Origin of the sequence: Rhabdothermincola sp. (assembly GCF_036846205.1) — a bacterium.
Lineage (GTDB): Bacteria > Actinomycetota > Acidimicrobiia > Acidimicrobiales > Acidimicrobilacustridaceae > Rhabdothermincola.
The window spans coordinates 1-23,135 of sequence record NZ_DAIUCK010000009.1 but is presented as its reverse complement, the minus strand read 5'-3'; the positions used below and the strand labels follow the sequence as shown (position 1 = coordinate 23,135).

General features: G+C 69.5%; 17 protein-coding genes and 1 tRNA gene. 14 read left to right on the top strand and 4 right to left on the bottom strand.

The genetic code is table 11. The features are described 5' to 3' along the window. Positions 1-10 precede the first annotated feature (10 nt). The gene (gene nhaA / locus V7004_RS02610; RefSeq protein WP_334141875.1) at positions 11-1,417 is read left to right on the top strand and encodes a Na+/H+ antiporter NhaA; all 1,407 of its coding nucleotides are present in this window, start codon (positions 11-13) and stop codon (positions 1,415-1,417) included. A 32-nt stretch (positions 1,418-1,449) separates the two neighbouring features. Here the strand turns inward: nhaA and V7004_RS02605 are convergent, their stop codons facing one another. Then, entirely contained in the window at positions 1,450-2,709 is a 1,260-nt protein-coding gene (locus tag V7004_RS02605) for an acyl-CoA dehydrogenase family protein (protein ID WP_334141874.1), read from the bottom strand. Between the two features lie 265 nt (positions 2,710-2,974). On the opposite strand from V7004_RS02605, the gene topA reads away from it, so the two are divergent. The 4 genes from topA to V7004_RS02585 are packed head-to-tail and all read left to right on the top strand — an operon-like array spanning position 2,975 to position 9,126. Continuing rightward, positions 2,975-5,818 (top strand): type I DNA topoisomerase, encoded by a 2,844-nt coding sequence (topA, locus tag V7004_RS02600; RefSeq protein ID WP_334141872.1) that lies wholly within the window; start codon positions 2,975-2,977, stop codon positions 5,816-5,818. Between the two features lie 49 nt (positions 5,819-5,867). Next, on the top strand, positions 5,868-7,451 hold the full coding sequence (locus V7004_RS02595; RefSeq protein ID WP_334141870.1) for an MFS transporter: 1,584 nt from the start codon (positions 5,868-5,870) through the stop codon (positions 7,449-7,451). Next, a complete protein-coding gene (gene tmk / locus V7004_RS02590) occupies positions 7,448-8,056 on the top strand; it encodes a dTMP kinase (RefSeq protein WP_334141868.1) in 609 nt (202 codons plus the stop codon). The genes V7004_RS02595 and tmk overlap by 4 nt, the downstream gene beginning before the upstream one ends. Beyond that, positions 8,053-9,126 (top strand): AAA family ATPase, encoded by a 1,074-nt coding sequence (locus V7004_RS02585; RefSeq protein WP_334141866.1) that lies wholly within the window; start codon positions 8,053-8,055, stop codon positions 9,124-9,126. Before tmk ends, V7004_RS02585 begins: the two co-directional genes overlap by 4 nt. Positions 9,127-9,169: 43 nt before the next feature. Here V7004_RS02585 and V7004_RS02580 read toward each other — a convergent pair whose 3' ends face one another. Continuing rightward, positions 9,170-11,869 (bottom strand): sensor domain-containing protein, encoded by a 2,700-nt coding sequence (locus V7004_RS02580; RefSeq protein ID WP_334141864.1) that lies wholly within the window; start codon positions 11,867-11,869, stop codon positions 9,170-9,172. Positions 11,870-12,026: 157 nt separating this feature from the next. Here V7004_RS02580 and V7004_RS02575 point away from each other — a divergent pair. Both V7004_RS02575 and V7004_RS02570 read left to right on the top strand, forming a co-directional pair. Further along, positions 12,027-12,099: transfer RNA gene (locus tag V7004_RS02575), tRNA-Thr, on the top strand. 218 nt (positions 12,100-12,317) lie between these two features. Continuing rightward, positions 12,318-12,767 (top strand): DUF488 domain-containing protein, encoded by a 450-nt coding sequence (locus V7004_RS02570; RefSeq protein WP_334141862.1) that lies wholly within the window; start codon positions 12,318-12,320, stop codon positions 12,765-12,767. Positions 12,768-13,254: 487 nt separating this feature from the next. Here the strand turns inward: V7004_RS02570 and V7004_RS02565 are convergent, their stop codons facing one another. Next, positions 13,255-15,051: a bifunctional lysylphosphatidylglycerol flippase/synthetase MprF gene (locus V7004_RS02565; RefSeq protein WP_334141859.1), complete on the bottom strand. Its 1,797-nt coding sequence runs from the start codon at positions 15,049-15,051 to the stop codon at positions 13,255-13,257. Positions 15,052-15,236: 185 nt separating this feature from the next. Continuing rightward, positions 15,237-17,195 (bottom strand): hypothetical protein, encoded by a 1,959-nt coding sequence (locus V7004_RS02560; RefSeq protein WP_334141857.1) that lies wholly within the window; start codon positions 17,193-17,195, stop codon positions 15,237-15,239. A 314-nt stretch (positions 17,196-17,509) separates the two neighbouring features. Between V7004_RS02560 and V7004_RS02555 the strand changes: the two genes are divergently transcribed. The 7 genes from V7004_RS02555 to ftsH form a co-directional block, all read left to right on the top strand. Continuing rightward, positions 17,510-18,139, top strand: coding sequence for a sigma-70 family RNA polymerase sigma factor (locus V7004_RS02555; RefSeq protein ID WP_334141855.1), 630 nt, complete (start codon positions 17,510-17,512; stop codon positions 18,137-18,139). Beyond that, entirely contained in the window at positions 18,132-18,398 is a 267-nt protein-coding gene (gene rsrA, locus V7004_RS02550; RefSeq protein ID WP_334141853.1) for a mycothiol system anti-sigma-R factor, read from the top strand. The genes V7004_RS02555 and rsrA overlap by 8 nt, the downstream gene beginning before the upstream one ends. Positions 18,399-18,470: 72 nt before the next feature. Further along, positions 18,471-18,605 (top strand): hypothetical protein, encoded by a 135-nt coding sequence (locus tag V7004_RS02545; protein ID WP_334141851.1) that lies wholly within the window; start codon positions 18,471-18,473, stop codon positions 18,603-18,605. A gap of 4 nt (positions 18,606-18,609) precedes the next feature. Beyond that, a complete protein-coding gene (locus V7004_RS02540) occupies positions 18,610-19,677 on the top strand; it encodes a zinc-dependent metalloprotease (protein WP_334141849.1) in 1,068 nt (355 codons plus the stop codon). A 10-nt stretch (positions 19,678-19,687) separates the two neighbouring features. Further along, on the top strand, positions 19,688-20,584 hold the full coding sequence (gene tilS, locus V7004_RS02535) for a tRNA lysidine(34) synthetase TilS (protein ID WP_334141845.1): 897 nt from the start codon (positions 19,688-19,690) through the stop codon (positions 20,582-20,584). Between the two features lie 13 nt (positions 20,585-20,597). Further along, positions 20,598-21,164, top strand: a complete 567-nt coding sequence (hpt, locus tag V7004_RS02530) for a hypoxanthine phosphoribosyltransferase (RefSeq protein WP_334141843.1) — start codon at positions 20,598-20,600, stop codon at positions 21,162-21,164. 70 nt (positions 21,165-21,234) lie between these two features. Continuing rightward, on the top strand, positions 21,235-23,135 hold a 1,901-nt coding region (gene ftsH, locus V7004_RS02525), incomplete at its 3' end, for an ATP-dependent zinc metalloprotease FtsH (RefSeq protein WP_442967992.1).

Below are 23,135 nucleotides of genomic sequence, written 5' to 3'. Positions count from 1 at the left end.
GCACGCACCTATGGATCAATCGACGACTGAACATCATCGCTGGGGTCTGACCTGGCTCGGGAGTGACCGCCTGCTGGCCAGGCGGGTCGCGCAACCCGTGGCCCGGTTCCTGCGCATCGAGGCGGCGAGCGGCGTCCTGCTGCTGCTCGGCACGATCGTCGCGCTCATCTGGTTCAACGCGACCTCTCACGGCTACGAGTCCTTCTGGTCGACGGAGGCCGGCGTGTCGCTGGGGGGGTTCCATCTCGAGCTCACGCTGCACGAGTGGGTCAACGACGGCCTGATGGCGCTGTTCTTCTTCGTCGTCGGCCTGGAGATCAAGCGGGAGATGGTGACCGGCGAGTTGCGCGAGCCGAAGGCGGCGGCGCTGCCGATCATCGCGGCCCTCGGCGGGATGATGGCGCCGGCCATCATCTACAGCGCGGTGAACGTGGGTGGTGTGGGGTCGAAGGGCTGGGCGATCCCCATGGCCACTGACATCGCCTTCGCGGTCGGGGTGGTCAGCCTCCTCGGATCGAGGGTGCCGGTCCAGCTCAAGCTGTTCCTGTTGACCCTGGCCGTGGCCGACGACCTGGGTGGGATCGCGGTGATCGCCACCTTCTACGCCTCTGGCATCTCGTTCGCGTGGCTCGCCGCAGCCCTCGGTTCACTGGCGGCCATGTACCTGATCCGGCGGGCCCGGGTCTGGTTCTACCCCGCCTACGTGGTGCTCGGCGTGCTGGCCTGGTACTTCATGTTCCGTTCCGGGGTGCACGCCACGATCGCCGGGGTGATCGCGGGGTTCCTCACCCCCACGTCGCCGCTGCATCCCGAGATCGACCCGGAGGCGGTGGCCGACCGGCTCGAGGGCAGGGAGGAGTTGTCGGCCGCGAATGTGCGCGATGCGGCATTTCTCATCAAGGAAGCGGTGCCGGTCGATCTGCGGCTCACGAACCTGCTGTTGCCGTGGACCAGCTACGTGGTCATCCCCATCTTCGCCCTGGCCAACGCCGCCATCCCGCTGAACGGAACCGCGCTGGGTGACGCCGTCTCTTCTCGGATCACCCTCGGTGTGTTCCTCGGCTTGCTGGTCGGCAAGACGGTGGGCGTCAGTGGCGCTGCGCTGGCGGCGATCAAGCTGAAGGTGGCCACCCGCCCCCGCGGGGTGACGAACCTGCACCTGCTCGGCGCGGCGATCGCGGCAGGCATCGGTTTCACGGTGGCCATCTTCGTGTCGGGCCTGGCGTTCGACGATCTCGTGCTGCAGGAGGATGCCAAGGTCGGCATCTTCGCGGCGTCGCTCTCCGCGGCCGCGATCAGCCTGCTCGTGCTGTCGACCGCGGCACGGCGGGCGACACCCGCAGAGCGCGCGATGGAGGAGGCCGCCGAGGCCGAGCTGTTCCGCACGGAGCCTTCACTCGACGCTTCCCTACCCTGAGGCGCGGCGACGACCCCGGCCAGGAGGGTCGGTCACCGAGCGACGCCGAGATCACCGGAGGTCGTCGCTGGCGCTGGCGTGCCACCCGCTTCGTACTTGCGGAGCTCGCGGCGGGCGATGACCATGCGGTGGACCTCGTCGGGGCCGTCAGCGAGGCGTAGCGTGCGCAGGCCCGCGTACATGGCCGCCAGCGGCACGTCGTTCGAGACCCCCGCTCCACCGTGCGCCTGGATGGCCCGGTCCACCACTCGCAGCGCCACGTTCGGAGCGACGACCTTGATGGCCGAGATCTCGGTACGTGCTCCCCGGTTGCCGACCGTGTCCATCAACCATGCGGCATACAAGGTCAACAGCCGGGCCTGGTCGATCTCGATGCGGCTGTCCGCGATCCACTGCTGGATCACGCCCTGCTCGGCGAGTGCCTTCCCGAAGGCCACCCGGTCGCGCACCCGGCGGCACATCAGCTCGAGGGCCCGCTCGGCCGCGCCGAGGGCCCGCATGCAGTGGTGGATGCGGCCGGGACCCAAGCGGGCCTGCGCGATCGCGAACCCACCGCCCTCGTCGCCGAGCAGGTTCGAAACGGGGACCCGCACGTCCTCGAAGAGGATCTCACAGTGCCCCTCGCGGTCCTCGTAACCGAAGACGGGCAGGTTGCGCACGATCGTGACCCCGGGCGTGTCGAGTGGTACGAGCACCATGCTCTGCTGGCGATGGATCGGGGCTTCCGGGTCGGTCTTGCCCATGACGATGGCGACCTTGCAGCGGTGGCTGGCAGCGCCGGAGATCCACCATTTGTGCCCGTTGATGACGTACTCGTCGCCTTCGCGGCGGATCTCGCACCGGATGTTGGTGGCATCGCTGGAGGCGACCTCAGGCTCGGTCATGGCGAAGCAGGAGCGGATCTCGCCCTCGAGGAGGGGTTGGAGCCAACGCTCCTTCTGTTCCGGTGTGCCGAACATGGTGAGGATCTCCATGTTGCCGGTGTCCGGCGCGGAGCAGTTGAGCGCCTCGGGTGCGAGTGGGCTGCGCCCCGTGATCTCGGCGAGCGGTGCGTAGTCGGTGTTGGACAGGCCATCGGTCCAGTCGGTCTTGTGCGGCAGGAAGAGGTTCCACAGCCCCCGGGCGCGAGCCTCGGCTTTCAGCTCCTCGAGGATCGCCGGGTGGTGGTGGGGGTCGCCGGCTGCGGCCATCTGGTCGCGGTAGACGGCCTCCGCCGGGTAGACCTTCTCGTCCATGAAGGCGAGCAGCCGCTCGCGCAGGTCCCTGGCAGTTGGGCTCAGCTCGAAGTCCATCTCGTCTCCTCGTGTCGGAAGGACCTCGTGGTCCGGCGGACCGGGCCATCCTTCCCGAACCAGTTCCCGGTCCGCACCTCGGACCTCCGACCAAAAGTGAAAAGAGTTCACCTGTGACGACTCGGGAGGAGTGCGGAGTCGTGCCTGCCCTGTCGGAGACGGCAGCCGCGGAGCTTTTTTCTCCCCCCGCGTAGCGGGAGGAGGGGGCCCGCTCGATCGGGGGTGGATTGACAAGGCGTCGATCCGCACTTCAACCTTCCCGGCGATGACACGTCTGGTCATAGTCGAATCGCCGGCCAAGGCGAAGACGATCGAGCGGTTCCTCGGCGACGGGTTCGTGGTGGATTCCTCGGTCGGGCACATCCGCGACCTCGCGGTGGCCAAGACCCTGCCCGAAGAGTTCAAGGGTGAGCCGTGGGCGAGCCTCGGTGTCGATGTCGACAACGACTTCAAGCCGGTGTACGTGGTCTCGCCGGGCAAGAAGGACGTGGTCAAGCGGCTGCGGAAGCTCCTCAGGGAGGCCGACGAGCTGTACCTCGCCACCGACGAAGACCGTGAGGGGGAAGCCATCGCCTGGCACCTGCTCGAGGTGCTGAACCCGCCGCCGTCGGTGCCGGTGAAGCGGATGGTGTTCCACGAGATCACCCCCCAGGCGATCGAAGAGGCGATCGAGCACCCCCGCGAGCTCGATCGGCGCCTGGTGGATGCGCAGGAGACCCGGCGCATCCTCGACCGGCTCTACGGGTTCGAGCTCTCTCGGGTGATGTGGCAGAAGGTGAGCAACGCCCGCTCGGCAGGGCGGGTGCAGAGCGTGGCGGTCCGGCTGGTGGTCGAGCGGGAGCGGGAGCGGATGGCGTTCGTCCCGGCGTCCTACTGGGACCTCGAGGTCGAGCTCGGTACCCGCAGCGCGCCACCCGAAGCCTTCACGGCCACCCTCGTGGGGCTCGACGGCCGTCGCCTGGCCACCGGGAAGGACTTCGACAGCCGGGGGCAGCTCACGAAGCACGATCTGGCTCTGCTCGACGAGCCCGCCGCCCGCGATCTCGCTGCCGAGTTGGCGGGGAGGGCGTTCGAGGTGCGCTCGGTGGAGCGCAAGCCGTACCACCGGCGCCCGGCCCCCCCGTTCATCACCTCGACGTTCCAGCAGGAGGCGGCACGCAAGCTGCGGTTGTCGGCCCAGCAGGCGATGCGGGCCGCGCAATCGCTCTACGAGAACGGCTACATCACCTACATGCGCACCGACAGCACGACCCTGTCGGAGACCGCGCTGGCCGCGGCCCGCCAGGAGATCCGCCGCCGCTTCGGTGACCAGTTCCTGCCTGGCGAGCCGCGCAGGTACACCAGGAAGGTGAAGAACGCGCAGGAGGCGCACGAGGCGATCAGACCGGCCGGCGACTCGTTCCGCGCCCCGGAAGACGTGGCCCGGGAGGTCAACGCCACCGAGGCCCGGGTGTACGAGCTCATCTGGAAGCGCACCATCGCCTCGCAGATGACCGACGCCGCTGGCGAGACGGTCAGTGTGCGGCTCGGTACCCTCACCCCGAGTGGTCATGACGTGGAGCTGGCGGCGAGCGGCACGGTCATCACCCATCAGGGCTTCCTCCTCGCGTATGTGGAGACCCTCGACGAGGGCGAGGCCCCAGAGGGTGGGGAGGAGCGCCACCTGCCCGCGCTGGCCGAAGGCGATCAGCTCGATGCCCACCAGGTCGATCCGAAGGGTCACGAGACCCAGCCACCGCCGCGCTACACGGAGGCCTCCCTGGTCAAGAAGCTCGAGGAGCTCGGCGTCGGCCGTCCCTCCACCTACGCGTCCATCCTCAACACCATCCAGGATCGCGGCTACGTGTGGAAGCGAGGCGCGGCCCTCATCCCGTCGTTCACCGCATTCGCCGTGGTGAGCCTGCTGGAGCGCCACTTCCCCGACCTGGTCGACTATGCGTTCACGGCCCGCATGGAGGACGATCTCGACGCCATCGCCAAGGGCGAGAGCGAGATGGTCCCATGGCTCGCCGACTTCTACTTCGGTCCGCCCACCAACGGCGAACGGCACGGGGGGCTGAAGGAAGCGGTCTCGGACCGGCTCGGCGAGATCGACCCGAGGGTCGTCAATGCCATCCCGCTCGGCGTGGACGAGAACGGCCAGCTCGTCGAAGTGCGGGTCGGGCGATACGGGGTGTTCCTCAGCCGGGGGGACGACCGGGCGAACATCCCCGAGGATCTCCCACCCGACGAGCTCACCCTCGACAAGGCGATCGAGCTGCTCGAGGCACCGAGCGGTGATCGGGTGCTGGGCGAGGATCCCGAGACGGGTCTTCCGGTCATCGCCCGGGCCGGTCGCTACGGCCCTTACGTGCAGCTCGGCGAGGTCGTCGAGGGGTCGAAGCAGAAGCCCAGGACCGCCTCGCTGTTCAAGACCATGTCGCTCGAGACGATCACCCTGGACGACGCGCTACGGCTGCTGAGCCTTCCGCGGGTGGTCGGCGTGGACCCGAGCGACGGCACCGAGATCACCGCGCAGAACGGCCGGTACGGCCCGTACCTGAAGAAGGGCGGCGACAGCCGCAGCCTCGAATCCGAGGAGCAGCTCTTCACGATCACCCTGGAGGAGGCTCTGCGGATCTACGCGGAGCCCAAGCGGCGGCGCGGCCAGGTCAGCCGACCTCCGCTGCGCGAGCTCGGTCCCGATCCGGTGAGCGGTAGGCCGATGGTGGTGAAGGAAGGCCGCTTCGGACCGTACGTGACCGACGGGGAGACCAACGCGTCGCTGCGGCGCGGCGACGACCCCGAGACGATCACCGACGAGCGGGCGGCCGAGTTGCTCCAGGACCGGCGCGACCGCGGACCCGCGAAGAAGGCGGCTCGGAAGAAGGCCGCTACCGGGAAGCCGGCGGCGAAGAAGGCAGCCGCCAAGAAGGCAGCGGCGAAGAAGCCCGCTAAGAAGGCCGCGAAGAAGTCCGCCAAGAAGGCTGCGAAGAAGGCCGCGACGGCCGAGAAGACCAGGGCAGTGCCCGCTCGCACGAAGAAGGCAGCGGCGACGGGCGGGGCGACCCCCGAGGACCGGGCAACCGCGGGATCGGCACCTGGGGGCGAGACGACCGCTACCGCCTGACCGGTCGGTCCCGGGGTCGTTCCGGCCGTGCGTTCTAACGTGGTGGGCCGTGGCGGTCCTGCGACCTGACCCCTCTCACGCCGACGCCGTGTCCACCGATCTCGGTGCGACTGCGGCGCCCTCACCCGATCGCGCCCGGACCACGATCGGGGCGGCAGGTGACGCGTCGGTGATCGCCGACGCGCTGCTCGCGGCCGAAGGCAGGGGCGACCCGACCGACACGATGTACCCCGGCTCGGCGAGCGACCGCCCCGGGTGGCACGTCCGGCTCTTCGGCACGCACGAGTTCTTCCGGCTCTGGCTGGTGCAGGTCGTCTCGTCGATGGGGGACTGGCTCGGGTTCTCGGCCATCATCCTGCTGGCCGCCCGCATCGGTGACGGGGGCGGTGCGGGAGCCATCTCACTGGTGATGGCGGCGCGCATCATCCCCGGGTTCTTCTTCGGGCCGCTCGCGGGAGTCCTGGTCGATCGCTGGGACCGGAAGCGGGTCATGGTCGTGTGCGACGTCGGGCGGGCCTGCGTGATCGCCACGTTGTCGTTCGTGAACAGCCTCGGTGGTCTGGTCGTGGCTTCTCTCGTGCTCGAGGTCTTCACCCTGCTGTGGTCCCCGGCCAAGGACGCGACCGTTCCGAACCTGGTACCGCAGGAGCAGCTCACCACCGCGAACTCCTTGTCTCTCGGAGCGGCCTATGGCACCTTCCCGTTCGCCGCGCTGCTCTTCGCGCTGCTGGCCGGGGTCTCCGAGCGGCTGTCGTCCATCGACGCTCTGAGTGTGCTGCGCCTCGACCAGATGTCACTCGCGTTGTACGTCGACGTGGCGACGTTCCTGTTCTCGGCGCTGATGATCCGCTCGCTGGCGTTGCCCGTTCGCGCAGGACGAAGCGCCTCGGGCGGGCCCGGTCGTGTCGACTTCGCCAAGACGTTCCACGAGCTGAAGGAGGGCTGGCACTACATCTTCCTGAACCACACGGTGCGGGCGGTGAACGTCGGCTTGGCGACCGGTCTCATCGGTGGGGGCATGCTCATACCGCTCGGCGCGGTGTTCTCCACCGAGGTGCTGGGAGCTGGCGCTGCCGGTTACGGGTTGTTCACGACCGCTCTGGGATTCGGGGTCGCGGCGGGCGCCATCATCGTGTCAGCCCTCCAGAAGCGGCTCCCGAAGGCGAAGGTCTTCACCACTGCGCTCTTCTTCACCGGCGCGGCTCTGTTCGCCGGCACGTCGACGTCGAGCCTCACGGTGGCCGTGGTGTCGGTGTTCCTCATGGGGGTGTTCGTCGGCCCGGTCTACGTGATCGGATTCGTCCTGTTGCAGGAAGAGGTCACCGACGAGCTGCGAGGCCGGGTCTTCAGCTCGCTCAACACGCTCGTCCGCCTGTGCGTGCTTGTCGCCATGATCGCGGGGCCGTTGCTCGCCGCGGCGTTCGGGCGGCTCTCGGACCTGCTGGTCGGAGGCGCGGTGGAGATCGGGTCGGTCACCGTCGCGCTGCCGGGAGTGCGCCTGGCGTTGTGGCTGGCCGCTGGCATCATCACCGCCGCGGGATTCCTGGCGCTGCACTCGCTGCGTTCCGGGCAGCGGCTGCGTGCCGCGCGCGAGGCCAGCCATCCGTCACGCCACGACCTGTCGGCGCCGTGACCGCCCGGTTCATCGCGTTCGAAGGCGGTGAGGGGTCGGGCAAGTCGACCCAGGCGGAGCTACTGGCGAAGGCGTTGGGCGCGGTGCTCACCCGGGAGCCCGGTGGCACCGACATCGGCATCCGGATCCGTGGCGTCTTGCTCGATCCGGCCACCCGAGCGCTCGATGCCCGGGCGGAAGCGCTGCTCATGGCCGCCGATCGGGCTCAGCACGTGGCCGAAGTGGTGAGGCCTTCGCTCGCCGCCGGCCGGCACGTGGTCACCGACCGTTTCGCGGCGTCCTCGATCGCCTACCAGGGCTACGGCCGGGGGCTGCCGATTGAGGAGGTGCGATCCCTCTGCGAATGGGCGACCGGTGGGTTGTGGCCTGATCTCACCATCCTGCTCGACGTCCCCCACGACGTGGCCGTGGCCAGGCTGGCTCGGGAGCTCGACCGCTTCGAGCGCGAGGACGGGGGGTTCCATGCCCGGGTTCTCGGAGGGTTCCGGGCCATGGCCGCAGCCGATCCCGAGCGCTGGGTGGTGCTCGACGGCACCTGCTCGGTGGACGCGATCGCGGCCAGGGTGCGCGGCGCGGTCCGTGACCGGCTACAACTCCCGGTGTGAGCCCCACGGTCTCGTCCGGCACGGTCGTCGACGTCTGGGGCGACATCGTCGGTCAGCCCCGGGCCCTGGCCCAGCTGCAGGCCGCGGTCGCGTCTCCCGTGCACGCCTACCTGCTGGTGGGGCCGCGCGGCAGCGGCAAGCGGGCGTTGGCCAGGGCGTTCGCAGCGGAACTGCTCGCTGAGGGCCGCCCGGACCCCGAGCGGCACCGGCGACTGGCGCTGGCCGAGGAGCATCCTGACCTGGTGGTGGTCGAACGAGTCGGGGCGTCGATCAGTGCGGAGCAGGCGGACCGCATCATCGACCGTGCCAGCCGGACGCCGGTGGAGGGTGATCGCAAGGTGCTCGTTCTCGATGAGTTCCACCTGGTGACCCCAGCGGTCGGTCCCAAGTTGCTGAAGACCATCGAGGAGCCACCCGAGGGGACCTTCTTCGTGGTGCTCGCCGAGGAGATCACGGCGGACCTGGTCACCGTCGCGTCGCGATGCGTGCGGGTCGACCTCGGCCCCGTGCCCGCCGGGGAGATCGTGGCCCGGCTGGTCGGTGAGGGCGTCGACGAGGCCCGTGCCGAGGAGGCCGCCGCGTTGTCCGGCGGGGATCTTCGCCGGGCGCGTGTACTGGCCGCCGATGATCGGCTCGCGCTGCGCCGGCAGGCCTGGCACGAGGTGCCCGATCGCCTGGACGGCACGGGCGCGACCGCCACCCGGCTGGTCGACGAGCTGCTGGCCATGATCGACGACTCGCTCGAGCCGCTGCGGGCCCGGCATGCCGCCGAGCTGGAGGAGCTGGAGGAGCGGGTCTCGCGCTCGGGCGAGCGCGGTTCGGGCCGCCGGGAGCTCGCCGAGCGCCACAAGCGTGAGGAACGCCGCCACCGGGTGGACGAGCTGCGCTTCGGATTGCTCACCCTGGCCCGCCGCTACCGCGACCAGCTCGTGGCCTCGGCTCGCCCGCAGCCTGCCGTGGCCGCGCTCGACGCCGTGCAGCAGGTGGCGCAGGCGCTCGTACGCAACCCGAACGAGCGCCTGCAGCTCCAAGCGCTGTTCGTGAAGCTCGGCGACCGCAGCTCGACGTGATGCCGGCGGCGCGCCCGTCGCGTCGCGCCCCGGCTCAGGCGGATCACCAGCTCGGGTCGTTCTCGAGCAGGCGGGTCAGTCCGGGAGCCGGCACCGGCTCGCTGAAGTAGAAGCCCTGGGCTGCCCCGCAGCCGAGGGCGCGTAGCCCGGCGAGCTGCTCGTCCGACTCCACACCCTCGGCGACGGTCCGCAGACCCAGCGCCCTGGCCATGTGCATGACCGCGGCGGCCACCGCCGAGCCTTCACCGTTCGCGTCGAGAGGTCCGACGAACTCCCGGTCGACTTTCACCACGTCGAAGGGGAAGCGATGCAGGTACCCGAGGGAGGAGTAGCCGGTGCCGAAGTCGTCGATGGCCAGTTGCACCCCGAGCGCCTCGAGCTGCTGGAGAACGCCGAGAGCGGCATCGGCGTCGTCGATGAGGAGGCTCTCGGTGAGCTCCAGGACGAGCTGGCCGGCGGGCCAGCGGTGGCGGGCCAGCGTCCGGGCGACCATGCTCACCAAACCCGGAGCCATGAGCTGGCGAGGGGAGAGGTTCACCGAGATCCGGAACGACTCGGTGCCGGCCCGCTCGCGCCACGTGCTGGCCGCCCGCACGGCCTCGTCGAGGACCCAGGCGCCGATGCGGACGATCAGCCCGGTCTCTTCGGCCAGGCCGATGAACTCCGAAGGCGTGACCAGGCCCCGTTCGGGATGATCCCATCGGAGGAGGGCTTCGGCGCCGACGATCCGTCCGGTCGCCAGGTCGATCTTGGGTTGGTAGTGGACCCGGAGTTGTGCCCGCTCCACCGCGAGGCGCAGCTCACGGTCCATCCGCAGGTGCTCGGTGGCACGCCGCCGCATGCCGTCATCGAACACCTCGAGCCGGTCCCGTCCGCGGTCCTTGGCCCGGAACATCGCGGTGTCGGCCTGTTGCAGGAGCTGATGGCCGCTCATCGACCGGTCATGTCCCAGGGCGACCCCGATGCTGGTGGAGAGGAAGATCTGGTGCTCGATCGGTCCCCCGACGTCCATGCTGGTCGTGGTGGCGACCGGAACCGCAGCGAGCTCCCCGGTGTCGCTGACCCGCAGCGCGATCGTGAACGGCTCGGAGAGGGCCAGGTCGAGTCTGCTGGCGAGCCGGTGGACGACCTCAATGTCCTCGACCCCCTCCATCACCACGACGAACTCGTCGCCGCCGAAGTGTCCGACCAGATCGTCTCTTCCCACGAGGGATCGGAGGCGTTCCCCGAACGCCACCAGCACCGTGTCACCCGCTTCGTGGCCCAGGCTGTCGTTGATCAGCTTGAATCGATCGAGGTCGATGAGCACCACAGCCACCGCTCCCCGGTCGTCAGCGCGCTCGAGCGCCGCCTCGACCCGCTCGACGATGGCCCACCGGTTCGGCAGCCCGGTCAGCTGGTCGTGGCGGGCCTGATGTTCGAGGCGGCGCTGGACCCGGTCGCGCTCGAGCGCGATGGCCGTGAGGTGCGAGGCCACGCCGACCACGTCGAGCTCCCGTGGCGTGGGCTCGCGCGGGTCGGGGTTGTACACGGCGATGGTGCCCAGCACCTCGGAGTCGTCCGTGTCCAGGATCGGCCGGGACCACGCCGATCGGATGCCTGCACCGAGGAACGGGCCGGGATCGGCAGCGGTGAGCGGATGGGTTCGGATGTCGGGGACGATCACGGTCTCGCGGCGGCGGATCGCCTCCTCGCAGGTGCTGGCGACGCCCCCTGCCGCGGCAGCCTCCAGGGTGTGCAACAACTCGGACGACGCGCACGCCTGGGCATCGGCCGGAGCGGCGCGATCGAGGATGAACACCCCCGCCCGGCCGCCGGTGTGGAACTCGATCATGCGGACAACCTCGTCGAGGATGTCGCGCAGGGAGGCATTGCGGGCGATCAGCTCGAGCACCCTTGCCTCGTCGGACACGAGTGCTTCGGCCCGTCTCACTTCGGTGACGTTGTGGGTGGTGATCACCACCGCGTCGACCGCGGGGTCGTCGAGCTTGTTCACCGCCGTGTACTCGATGAGCTCCCATCGGCCGTCGCGGTGACGGGTCCGGAAGACCTCGGTGATCGGCTCGCCGGGATGGTTCAGCGCCCAGGCGAACAGTTCCCGCGCCGTGGTGCGGTCATCGGGGTGGATGAGCTCGAAGCCCGATCGCCCGCTCCACCACTCGGCCGGGTAGCCGAGCACGTCGGTGAACTCACCGGTGGTCTGCTTCACCCGACCGGCGCGGTCGACCAGTGTCACCGTGTCGTTGGTGCTCTCGAGGAGGACACGCCATTTGTACTCCGCCTGGGCGACCGTCTCGATGGCTCGACGTTGAGCGGTGATGTCGATGGCGTACGCGACGATCGCGAGCGGGGTGCCGTCGTGACCGGTGAGCACCGATGCCGAGCTGAGGGCATCGATCCGGGTCCCATCCTTTCGCACCGGCCGGTATTCGACTGGTGGCACCGACTCGCCCTGACGCAGCCGGAGCAGCGCGTCTGCGGCCCGCTCACGCTCCTCGGGAGGCAGGAACGGCACCTGGCGGCCGATGATCTCCCCGGCCGTCCAGCCGAACATCTCCTCCGCAGCGGGGTTCCACGACATGATGCGGCCTCGGAGGTCGACCGAGTAGATGGCGATGGGTGCTTCCCGCAGCAGGGTCTCGTCCGGCCCTGGCATCGGGAAGGGGAGCACTCCGGGACCGCGGGCGGTTCCGGTGCCCGTGCCGGTCACCAGATCCTCGTGGTGCCCGTGATCGAGGGTCACTCGGTCCTCCCCCCAAACGTCGGCGCCGTCGCCCCCGGCTCCCCAGCCGTCAAATCGACGCCGGGGAGAGCGTAGACGGCGGTGCCGTGGGGAGCCAGGGCGGTGGGAAGAGGTGTCATGAGCCGCTGGACTGACTGCTACGGTACGCAGCCTGTTCGCCCGGGTAGCTCAGTCGGCAGAGCGGCTCACTCGTAATGAGCAGGTCAAGGGTTCGATTCCCTTCCCGGGCTCGCGTGAAGGCCCAGGTCACGGCCAGAGTGCCGATCGACTGGGCCTTCCTCGTGCAGAGCCATCGCGCGTTCATCGCGCGCACACCTCGGTTCCACGCTCCAGATCCCTGCTCCGGGATCGCTGTCCGGCCACACTTTGGGGGCCTTGGCGGGGCGCGCGACGATTGGCGCAGGTCGCCATAGCCGAACATCATCACCACCCGTGACCGAGGTGAGCGATGTCGACTGACAAGACGCACCGGATCGTGAGCATCGGCTACGAGGGGCGGTCGGCGGAGGAACTCCTCGACATCCTTGAGGCGAACCTCGTTGAGGTACTCGTCGATGTTCGGCTGAACCCGATCAGTCGGAAGAGGGGCCTATCGAAGACGGCACTCCGTGAGGCGCTCGGCGAACGAGGAATCGGCTACGTGCACGAGCGGGACCTCGGCAATCCCAAGGACAACCGCGAACCATTTGTCACGGGCGACCTTCCTCGTCGTCGTCAGCGGTACTTTGCCAGGCTCGACAACGGTTCGGGTCCGGCGTTCGATCGCGTGATGGAACTGGCACGTGCCCACAGAGTGGCCCTGCTCTGCTTCGAGCACGACGAGCGGCAGTGTCACCGGCAGTGCATCGTCGAGCGCGCCGTGGCCCTCGACCCGTCGGTCGGGGTGGTGAGGGTCTAGGGCTTCTTCGGCCAGAACACCCCAAGCACCAGGAACGAGTTCGGGTGCTGGTGCATGTTCCCCACGAAGAACTGCGTATCGCGGTCAGGCGCGCAGAGTTCACCGATCCACTTCCTGCGGATCGCCTCCAGCGGATCAGAGTACGCGTGTCGCCACCGTCGCCATGCCTGAGCGATCTCCCAGTCGATGATCGATTGCCGGTGGCCAGGACAGTCCGGCTCCCAGCAGATGTAGCTGTAGTGGAACTGGTAGGGGTCGCCGACCCCACCGACTACACCAAGCCCGTGCCCGGGCCGCCGCCGACGACCTGACGGTCGACGACAGCGGATACCACCCAGGCACAACGCTCGCCGCCGACCTGGCGTTTGCGCAGGTGAGCACAGCGTTCAGGCCCGTACCACTCATAATGAGCAGGTCAAGGGTTCGATTCCCTTCCCGGGCTCGGAAGGCTCTGACCAGGCCGCGCCGGGATCGTCACCGGCGCTGATCACCCATCGGCTCCGCCGGCGTGGCCAGGTTCGATGCGACGCGGCACGAGGTAGCGGCCCACCAGCGGCAGGCGTACGAAGCCTTCGGCGGCCCCGAACAGCACTGCGACCTGGGGCAGCGAGCGCTGGTCCTCGTAGATGATCACCCGCGGCACCCAGTCGGGCCGGAAGCGTCGGTTGAAGTCACGCAACGACTTGACCTGGAAGAAGGGGTTCAGCGTGGACACCAGGACACGCGCCACGCGCTGGCGAAGGGTGAATCGCACGTCGGACTCGAACAGGCGCCCCATGAAGGCGAAGTTCATCGACAGGATTCGCTCCCCGCGGTCGCGGAGGGCGAACGCGGTGTTGGCCACGAGGAACTCGGTCATCCCGTTCGGTGTGTCCGGATCGCGGCGCATCAGGTCCAGGGTGCGCCCCACGATCGGCACCGTCCCGCCGGGCTCCGGCTCGCCGTACACCGGCACCACCCGCAGGAAGCCCCCGATGCTGGCGTCGGCACGGTCGCGCGCGATCGCGAGAAGGTACTCCTGCTCTTTGCCCTCGACGGCCTGGCCGAGCGCCATCGTGAACCCACGCTCGGGCGCCTTGCCCCGCCATCGCTCGCTGACGGCGTTGCAGGCCGCGACGGTCGCCGCATCGACCTCCGACTCGGCGACGAGCTCGAAGTCGTAGGTGCGGGCGACCCGGCCGACCGATTGTCGCACGCTCTTGTTGCGCTTGCCCTCGAGCGTGAACTTCGTGCAGTCGATGACGGCCTCGTCGCCGAGGTAGAGCGATCGCAGGCCGCGACGCTCGTAGCGTGCGACCTGGTCCTGCCGGACCGCCAGGAACGCGACGCCCCAACCGTGCTGGACGCACATGTCGAGGAACTCGTCGATGACCAGATCGATCGAGGACGCTGCACCGATCGGGTCTCCGGAGGCCAGCGCGTAGCGCCCGAGGTACGCGTAGGCGATCATCGCCTCACCGTCGGACGAGAAGAAGTAGCTCTTGTCGTGACGGAGCGCGAAGTAGGCCAGCGTGTCCGTGCCATACCGGTGGACGAGGCGCTTCGCGGCAGCCCAGTCGGCATCGGTCCGCGGCGCCGCCACGATCGGTCGGAAGATCAGCACCAGGGTGGTCACCACGCCGATCGAACCGAGCGCGACGAGCGACATCGGGAACACGACCCCGAAGATCCCGGGCTGGTACGTGTATTCCCCCTCCACGCCGATCAGGCCTTCGAGCACGGTGACCAGGTTGTCGAGGACGCTCGGCTCCTGCTCCAGGTGGTTGCGCGCGAGTGAGAGCGTCAACACGCCGTACGCGACCACGGCTGTCGTGTAGAGCACGGCGAAACGGAGCGCGCGGAACAGGGTCGGCGGATCGGACGCCGCCGTGAACCACGACCGCGAGCCGACGAGCAGCCCCAGCACCGCGGCGGCGACGATCAGCTCGGCGACGCTCGGTCTGGGCAGCGCGCCCGCGGCCGCGAACCGTGCCGTCACCACGAGCGTGTGTACGCCGAACAGCGTCGTGGCGAGCAACCAGGCGGACCGCTTGCGTCGCGCGAGGTTGCCGGCGAGGTACAGCAGTGCGAAGCCCACGACGAATGCGGTGACGTTCGCGCCCACGCGCAGCTCGATCGGGTCCAGCACCCCGGCGAGACGGCGAACGCGATGGGCGAATGGTGGAAGGGTGCTCAGCATCGTGAGCACACCGGCGAACGCCGTTGCCGCAGCGACCGCCGTGACGCGTCGCGACGATCGGACCGTCACCCGGGGGTGAAACGGCCGGGTAGCGGCGGGTCCCATCGTTCAGGCCGGTCAGCCCGGAAGGTCCTCGGTGTTCTCCTTCGTGATGAGCGCGGGCCGGATCGGTCACGGGTCACGGGCGGCGACGTTACCGGTGCGCCGGCCGCCCGGCCGGCTCAGCCGGCCACGGTCAGGAAGGTTGCGGGTTCGATTTCCCTGCCCGGGCTCCGCGGCGGGCTCGTCGATCAGCCACGGTCGAGCGCCTCGATGATCTCCGAGGCTGCACCTCTCGACCAGCCGGGGGGTGTTCGCAGGAAGAGCCGGTCCAGCTCTGGCGTGGGCGAGGTGGCGAGAAGGGCCTCGACGGTGGCGTCGTCGGCTCCGGCCGCCCGGAGCTCGGGCATGGCTCGCTGGATGCTACGGCGTATCCATTGGCAGTCGAGCGGGTGGGCGGCTCCGGCGGTGCATCGCTCCGTGGCCCGCGCGACCAGCGAGGGGGCTTCCTCGACCCGTCGCGCGAGCGCGACGGTGAGGTCGATCTCCTGGCGATACCCGGGATCGGAGGGCGATCGCACGTAGGAGCGGCCTCGTGCCCGGTCACCGCAGAGCGGGTCGGTCGTTGGGTCGGGCGGGTCGTCAGCGAGGCTGGCCAGCCGGTACCGCGTGGCGAACGGCGGGGAGGTGACCCAGTCGTCCTGGATGTAGCAGGACCAGATCCCGTGCACCTCCACCACATCGGGCACCTGGACCTGCAGGAGGTAGTCGTCGAGGAGATCCGGGCGGGTGCGGCGGATCTCCGCGGCCACCGGGTCCCCGAGGAAGCCGAGGTCGACGAGGACAGCCGCCTTCTCGAACGAGAGCTTGCCGATGTCGGGTGCGGCGACGATCGTCCTCGGAAGCCCGGTGTCGTGCGCATGCTCGGCAGCGAGATCGAGCACCGCCCGGTGGTTGTCCACGGCACAGCACAGCTCGGCGTCTCCGGACCGCCAGGCCATCACCCCGACCGCCACCAGTCCGCCGCAGGCCAGCACCGTCGCCGCCCCGGCTGCCCGCCGAGCTCCCGCTTCCCACTCGGTGCGGAGTCTCGACGCGTTCGGAGGTGTGAGGAGCCACAGGGCCACGACCCCCACACCGGAGGCCAGCAGGATCAGGCTCTGGCCTCCGATCCGGGGAGGATCGAGGCGGGCGGGACCCAGCATGAGCTCCTGGGCCATGGGTGCCATTCCCACCAGGAGGATCACGGCCCAGCTGAGCAGGTCCCCTGCGCGCAGTGCCCATCCGGCCGCCGCGATCATCAGCAGACCGGCCAGGGCGATGACCAGCCGTGTGGGCACATCGTCGAGGAGCAGGCCGTCGGGGTCCGCGGCGGCGACCAGGGCGATGGTGAGGAAGGCCACGCCCGCGAGCGATGTCACCACCAGCCAGCCGGATGCCCGGCGCCATCGCCAGCCGACGCCCGCGAGCAGCGCCGCCACGGCACCGAGCGCCAGGAGACCGGTCAGCGACACCGAGGTCTTGCCCTGCACGATCGCCGAGTTCGGCAGGAGCGTGCCGAACGTGGCCGACCTCCAACCGTGGACGAGCGCCCAGATCGCGATCGCGATCCCGGCGACCCGGGCCGCCACGGCGGGCCGGTCGCGCCACAGCAGGTACGTGGTTGCAGCCAGCGCAGGCAGCAGGAACACGGCGAGCTCGGTGCGGGCGATGCCCGCGAGACCGAAGAGGATCCCTGCCGCGTAGCCGCGATGGGGGCGCTCACGGAGCACCCCGAGCATGGTGGCCATCACGCCGAACAGCAACGGCACCGTGATGCTGTTCTCCATCCCCGATCCGAACCACCCGAGCGCCACCCAGGTGCTCAGCCCCACGACAGCAACCGCGGTTCCGGCGACGAGGCGCGCCCGGGTCGGAGCGCCGGGCACGGCATGGTGCAGCAGCCGGGACACGAAGTAGCCGCAGAGGGCGAATCCGGCGAGCACCTGCACGTCGAGGAAGGTGTCCCAGCCCGAGCCACCCAGCCGGTAGTACAGCGCAGCGACGAAGAACTGCAGGGGTGCGGAGTACCCCTCGACCCGCTCGCCCGCCGCCGAGACCGACGGGACTCCGAGCTCCACCCACCCGCGGGCATGCGACAGGGTGATGACGGCGTCGTCCCGCCACCGCCAGAGGGACGGGTCGCGCAGGCCGAGCAGGAGGGTGCCCACGGCGACCCACCCCAGCGCGCCGACCACGTCGATCGATTGAGCATGGAGCAGGCCAGCACCCCGCCGCAGCGGACGAACAGGGTGAGGGTGGCGTCCCCGGGGAGGCTCCATGTCGGGTCGAACGTATCGTGCCGCCCGCGACCCGTGAGGGTGGGCGGTGGGGATGGGGCGGCTTCGATCGAGCCTCGACTTCCTGCTCAAGGATCCCCCGGGATCTGCCGATACCTGGGATGTCCCAACCCGATAGTGCACACACCGGAACCCCGGCTCCGTGCCGGGGTTCCGTCATCCCGGCGGCGGGTAGGGTGACATCGATGGCCGATCAGGCGAGCTTCGCGGAGCAGGCGATGGCGTACATGCCCTCGCTCTATGCCGCCGCCCTGCGGATGACCCGCAACCCTGCCGACGCCGAGGATCTGGTGCAGGAGACCTATCTCAAGGCCTACCGAGGTTTCGGCGGGTTCCAGGAGGGGACCAACCTCAAGGCCTGGTTGTACCGGATCCTCACCAACACCTACATCAACCTGTACCGGGCCAGGAAGCGCCGGCCCGACGAGCAGGAGCTCGACGAGGCAGAAGATCTCTACCTCTACCGCCGCCTCGGCGGTCTCGAAGCAGCCCAGGTCGGGCGCAGCGCCGAGGACGAGCTGATGGACTGGTTCACCGACGCGGAGGTGAAGGACGCCATCGAGTCCCTGCCGGAGCAGTTCCGCATGGCGGTCCTCCTCGCCGATGTGGAGGGCTTCTCCTACAAGGAGATCGCCGAGATCCTCGACATCCCGATCGGCACGGTGATGAGCAGGCTGCATCGGGGAAGAAGGGCGCTGCAGAAGAAGTTGTACGAATACGCGACGGGGCGAGGGCTGGCACCCCGGGACGCCAGTGACGGAGCGGTCGGGGAACAGGAGCCGGTGAGGACAGGTGACCGGGCGAGCGATGGGTGACGACCACCGAACGGACTGCAACGAAGCGCTCCGGGAGCTCTACGTCTTCCTCGACGGTGAGCTGACCGAGGAGCGCCGGTCGGTCATCGCCCGCCACCTGGACGACTGCAACCCCTGCCTCGAGGTGTTCGACTTCGAGGCCGAGCTGCGCCTGGTGATCCAGCAGAAGTGCCGTGAACAGGTGCCCCCCGAGCTCCGCCAGCGCATCGAGGAGACGCTGCGATCCCTCTCGACTGCGCCCGATCAGCCACCCCGATGATCACCGGCCACGCCGGGTCAGGGCGGGCCGGCGGAATGGGTCGCGGCGGGCGTTGCCCGTATGATCGTCTGCATGGATCCCGTCTTGGCCGTCGTGTGGCACTTCTGGATCGCCGTTGCGCTCGCCGCGGGCGCGATCGGGCTCGTGCTCGCCATCGGCATCATGTACCTGAAGAAGGTCGAGATGCCGCGCTACCCGCGGGATTGACCTGGTGAGTGGCACGGTCGACTGGGCGCTGGCCGAACGGGTGGCCGTGCGTGCAGCCGGCCGGGAGCCGTTCGCCGAGAGCTACCACTACGCGTCGTTGGAGCCGGACTTCACGGAGTTCACCGCTCGAGCGGAGGACCTGGTCGAGCAGGCGACCGGATTGCGCTCTTTGAGCGGTGATGCCCGGGGGCGGGTCACCGACCGCGCCGGATGGGTTCGCGCCAACATCGCCTCCTTCCAGCGACTCCTGCGCCCCCTCATCCAGCGTTTCGGCGAGCGGATGGCGGCGAGCCCCTTCGCACCTATCACCCGAACCGTCGCGGGAGCCGAAGTCGGGGTGATGCTCGGCTGGATGTCGAACCGGGTGCTCGGCCAGTACGACCTGCTCATCATCGAGGAGGAGGCACCCCACGACCAGGACATCGTCTACTACGTCGGGCCGAACGTGCTGGCGCTGGAGAAGATGTACGCCTTCCCCCCCCGGGAGTTCCGCTTGTGGATCGCACTGCATGAGGTGACCCACCGGGCGCAGTTCACGGGCATCCCCTGGATGCGTGAGCATTTCCTCGGGCTCGTGGAGCAGATGCTCGAGTCGGTGGATCCGGACCCCAAGCGCTTCCTGGCGGCGATCGACCGGGCCGTGGGGGCTGTCCGTCGAGGTGAGAACCCGTTGTCGGACGGCGGGGTCGTGGCGCTGGTGGCCTCCCCGGAGCAGCGGGCGGTGCTCGACCAGTTGAGTGGGCTCATGAGCCTGCTCGAGGGCCACGGCGACGTCACGATGGACCGGGCCGGTGCCGATCTCGTGCCGAGCGCCGGCCGGTTCTCCAGCGTGCTGCGCAAGCGCCGCCAGTCGGCCCAGGGCCTGGCCAGGCTCCTGCAGCAACTCGTGGGCCTCGAGGCGAAGTTGGCCCAGTACGAGCAGGGGGAGCGGTTCATCGAGGAGGTTGAGCGGGCGGGTGGGCCGTCCCTCCTCGAGCTGGCGTGGGAGCGGCCGGAGAATCTGCCGAGCATCGCCGAGATCCGCGAGCCTGCGACCTGGATCGCTCGGGTGGCACCGGCCCGCGTCGCTTGAGCGTGGGGAGATGGAGGGCGGACTCGCCACCGAGCTGCTCGCCAGGTGTACGTTCCCGCCCCCCGGCACGCCCGTCGTGTGCGCGGTCTCGGGCGGCGCGGACTCGCTGTGCCTGCTCGTTCTCGCGGTGGAGGCGGGCTGCGTGGCCACGGCGGTCCACGTCGACCACGGGCTGCGGGAAGGCTCCGAGGACGAGGCCCGGGTGGTCGAGGCGGCGGCCCGGCGGCTCGGCGCGTCCTTCCGCGCCGAGCGGGTGACCGTCGAGCCCGGGCCGAACCTCGAGGCCCGCGCCCGAGCAGCCCGCCACGCCGTGCTCCCACCCGGCGCCTTGCTGGGACACACGGCCGATGACCAGGCCGAGACCGTGCTGTTGAACCTGCTGCGCGGTGCCGGGCTCGACGGTCTGGCGGGCATGCGCCGCGACGGGAGGCGGCCCCTGCTGGACCTGCGGCGGTGGGAGACCCGTGCGCTGTGCGACGAGCTGGGGCTCGAAGTCGTGGAGGATCCGAGCAACCGTGACCCGTCGCTGCGGCGCAACCGGGTGCGCAACGAGTTGCTGCCGCTGCTCGCGGACATCGCGGGTCGGGACGTGGTGCCGATCATCAGCCGGCAGGCGGACGTGGTGCGGGCCGCGGCCGAGTTGCTCGATGAGCTGGCGGCCGCCGTGGACCCCACCGACGCCGGGGCGCTGGACGCCGCGCCCCCGGTGCTCGGCGCGGTCGCGGTGCGCAACTGGCTCCGGGGTTGCTCACCCGACTGGCATCCCCCGTCGCTGGCGACCGTGGAGCGTGTACTCATGGTGGCCAGCGGTGAGGCGACGGGTACCGAGGTGGGCGGCGGCTGGCGCGTCGACCGCAGCGGTCAGCGCCTCCGACTCCACCGGGCGAGCACGGGCGTCGAGCGGTAGGGTTCCGCTCGCCATGGAGCCGAGCTATCCGGACCGTGAGACCAGCCTGGATCCGCACCTCGGCGAGGTCATCGTGCCCGAAGCGGTCCTGCAGGCGCGTATCGCCGAGCTCGGCAAGGAGATCACCGCCGACTACGAGGGCCGCTCACCGCTGCTGGTCGGGGTGCTGAAGGGCGCCTTCATGTTCATGGCCGATCTGTCCCGTCGGATCGATCTACCGGTGGAGTTCGATTTCATGGCCGTCTCCTCCTACGGCAGCGCCACCAAGACCAGTGGGGTGGTCCGCATCGTGAAGGACCTGGACCTCGACCTCTCCGATCGACACGTGGTGCTGGTCGAGGACATCGTCGACAGCGGTCTGACCCTCAACTACCTCATCAAGAACCTCCAGGCGCGCCATCCGGCGAGCCTCGAGGTCTGCGCACTGCTGCTGAAGGAGGGCCGGCAGAAGGTCGAGCCCGACCTGCGCTACGTCGGGTTCCGGATCCCGGATCAGTTCGTCGTGGGCTACGGCCTCGACGTGGCCGAGCGCTACCGGAACCTGCCGGACGTGGTCGCGTACCACGGTGGCATCACCTGAACGGCGGGGAAGCGGGCGGAGGCGCCGGCCGGCCAGCCGCCGGTAGCCTTGCCGGGTCGTGAGAAAGCATCTGTCCCGCCCCGTCGTGGTGCTGGCGATCGCGCTCGGCGCCGTGGTGGCCATCGCACTGGTCGTCGTCCTTCGTGGCGGCTCAGGCCCGGAACGGCTTGATCTGGGTGCGTTCGAGGCCAAGTTGGCCGAACAGCAGGTGGCCACGGCGACGATCAAGGATCGCGACAACGTGGTCACCGGGAAGCTCACCGACGGCACCGAGTACAAGGTCGTCTACCCGGCCGAATACGCGGACGAGCTGACCCAGCGTCTGATCGAGGCGGGCATCGAGACCGACGCCGACGCCCAGTCCCGATCGCTGTGGGCCGATGTGGCCCTGCAACTGCTGCCGGTGCTGCTGCTCATCGGGGTGTTCGGCTACCTCCTGCTGGGCATGCAGGGTGGACGGCCCAACTTCGGTCGAGCTCGTACCCGCCGGCCGTCGAAAGACGCGCCCCGGGTCACCTTCGCCGACGTGGCCGGGGCCGACGAAGCCGTCGAGGAGCTCCGGGAGATCCGTGACTTCCTCGAGGACCCTGCCAAGTTCCACGCCATAGGGGCCACCATCCCGAAGGGGGTGCTGCTGTACGGGCCTCCAGGAACGGGCAAGACGCTCCTCGCTCGGGCCGTCGCCGGGGAAGCCGGGGTGCCGTTCTTCTCCATCTCCGGTTCCGACTTCGTGGAGATGTTCGTCGGGGTCGGCGCCAGCCGGGTGCGGGACCTGTTCAACCAGGCCAAGAGCGCGGCGCCGGCCATCATCTTCGTCGACGAGATCGACGCGGTCGGTCGCCACCGGGGTGCGGGCTACGGCGGAGGGCACGATGAGCGCGAGCAGACCTTGAACCAGCTGCTGGTCGAGATGGACGGTTTCGACGCCACCACTGGCGTCATCCTGATCGCGGCCACGAATCGGCCGGACATCCTCGATCCGGCGTTGCTGCGCCCCGGCCGGTTCGACCGGCAGATCATGGTCGATCGCCCCGATCTGGAGGGTCGGCGCGCCATCCTCAGGGTGCATACCCGGGGCAAGCCCATGGCAGAGGACGTGAACCTCGACATCATCGCCAGGCGAACCCCCGGGTTCACCGGCGCCGACCTGGCGAACACGGTCAACGAGGCGGCGATCCTCTCGGCCCGCCGGGGGCAGAGCTGCATCACCATGACCGAGCTCGAGGAAGCCATCGATCGGGTGATGGCTGGCCCGGAGCGCAAGACCCGGGTGATGTCGGAGCGGGAGAAGCGGGTGATCGCCTATCACGAGGGTGGCCACGCGCTGGTCGGGCACGTGCTGCCCAATGCGGATCCGATCCACAAGGTGTCGATCATCGCCCGCGGCCGGGCCCTGGGATGGACTCAGGCCCTACCGGTCGAGGACAAGAACATCCGGTCCCGCTCGGAGCTGCGGGACGAGCTGGCGATGTTGATGGGAGGCCGCACCGCCGAGGAGCTCATCTTCGGCGACCCCACCACCGGAGCGATGAACGACATCGAGCGAGCGACCCAGATCGCCCGGGCGATGGTCACCCAGTACGGGATGAGTGAGGTGCTCGGTCCACAGCAGCTCGGGACGAGGAACGCCGAGCCGTTCCTGGCGCGCGAGCACGGGAACGAGGTGAACTACAGCGATGCGATCGCAGCGACGATCGACGCTGAGGTGCGGCGCCTGCTCGACGAGGCCCATGACGAGGCTCGGGAGATCCTCACGTTGCATCGGGCCACCCTGGACCGGCTGGCTGACGCCCTCGTCGAGCAGGAGACCTTGGGTGATGTGGAGCTGATGCGCATCTTCGCCGATCTCGACGGTCCCGGCACTCAGCAGAGGCTCCCGGCGGGTGGCGCGGGCGGCGCGGGCGGGCCCATCGGCGACAGCCTCACCGCTGCCGAAGCCGAACCTGGCCGACCGACAACCCCGATGGGGGC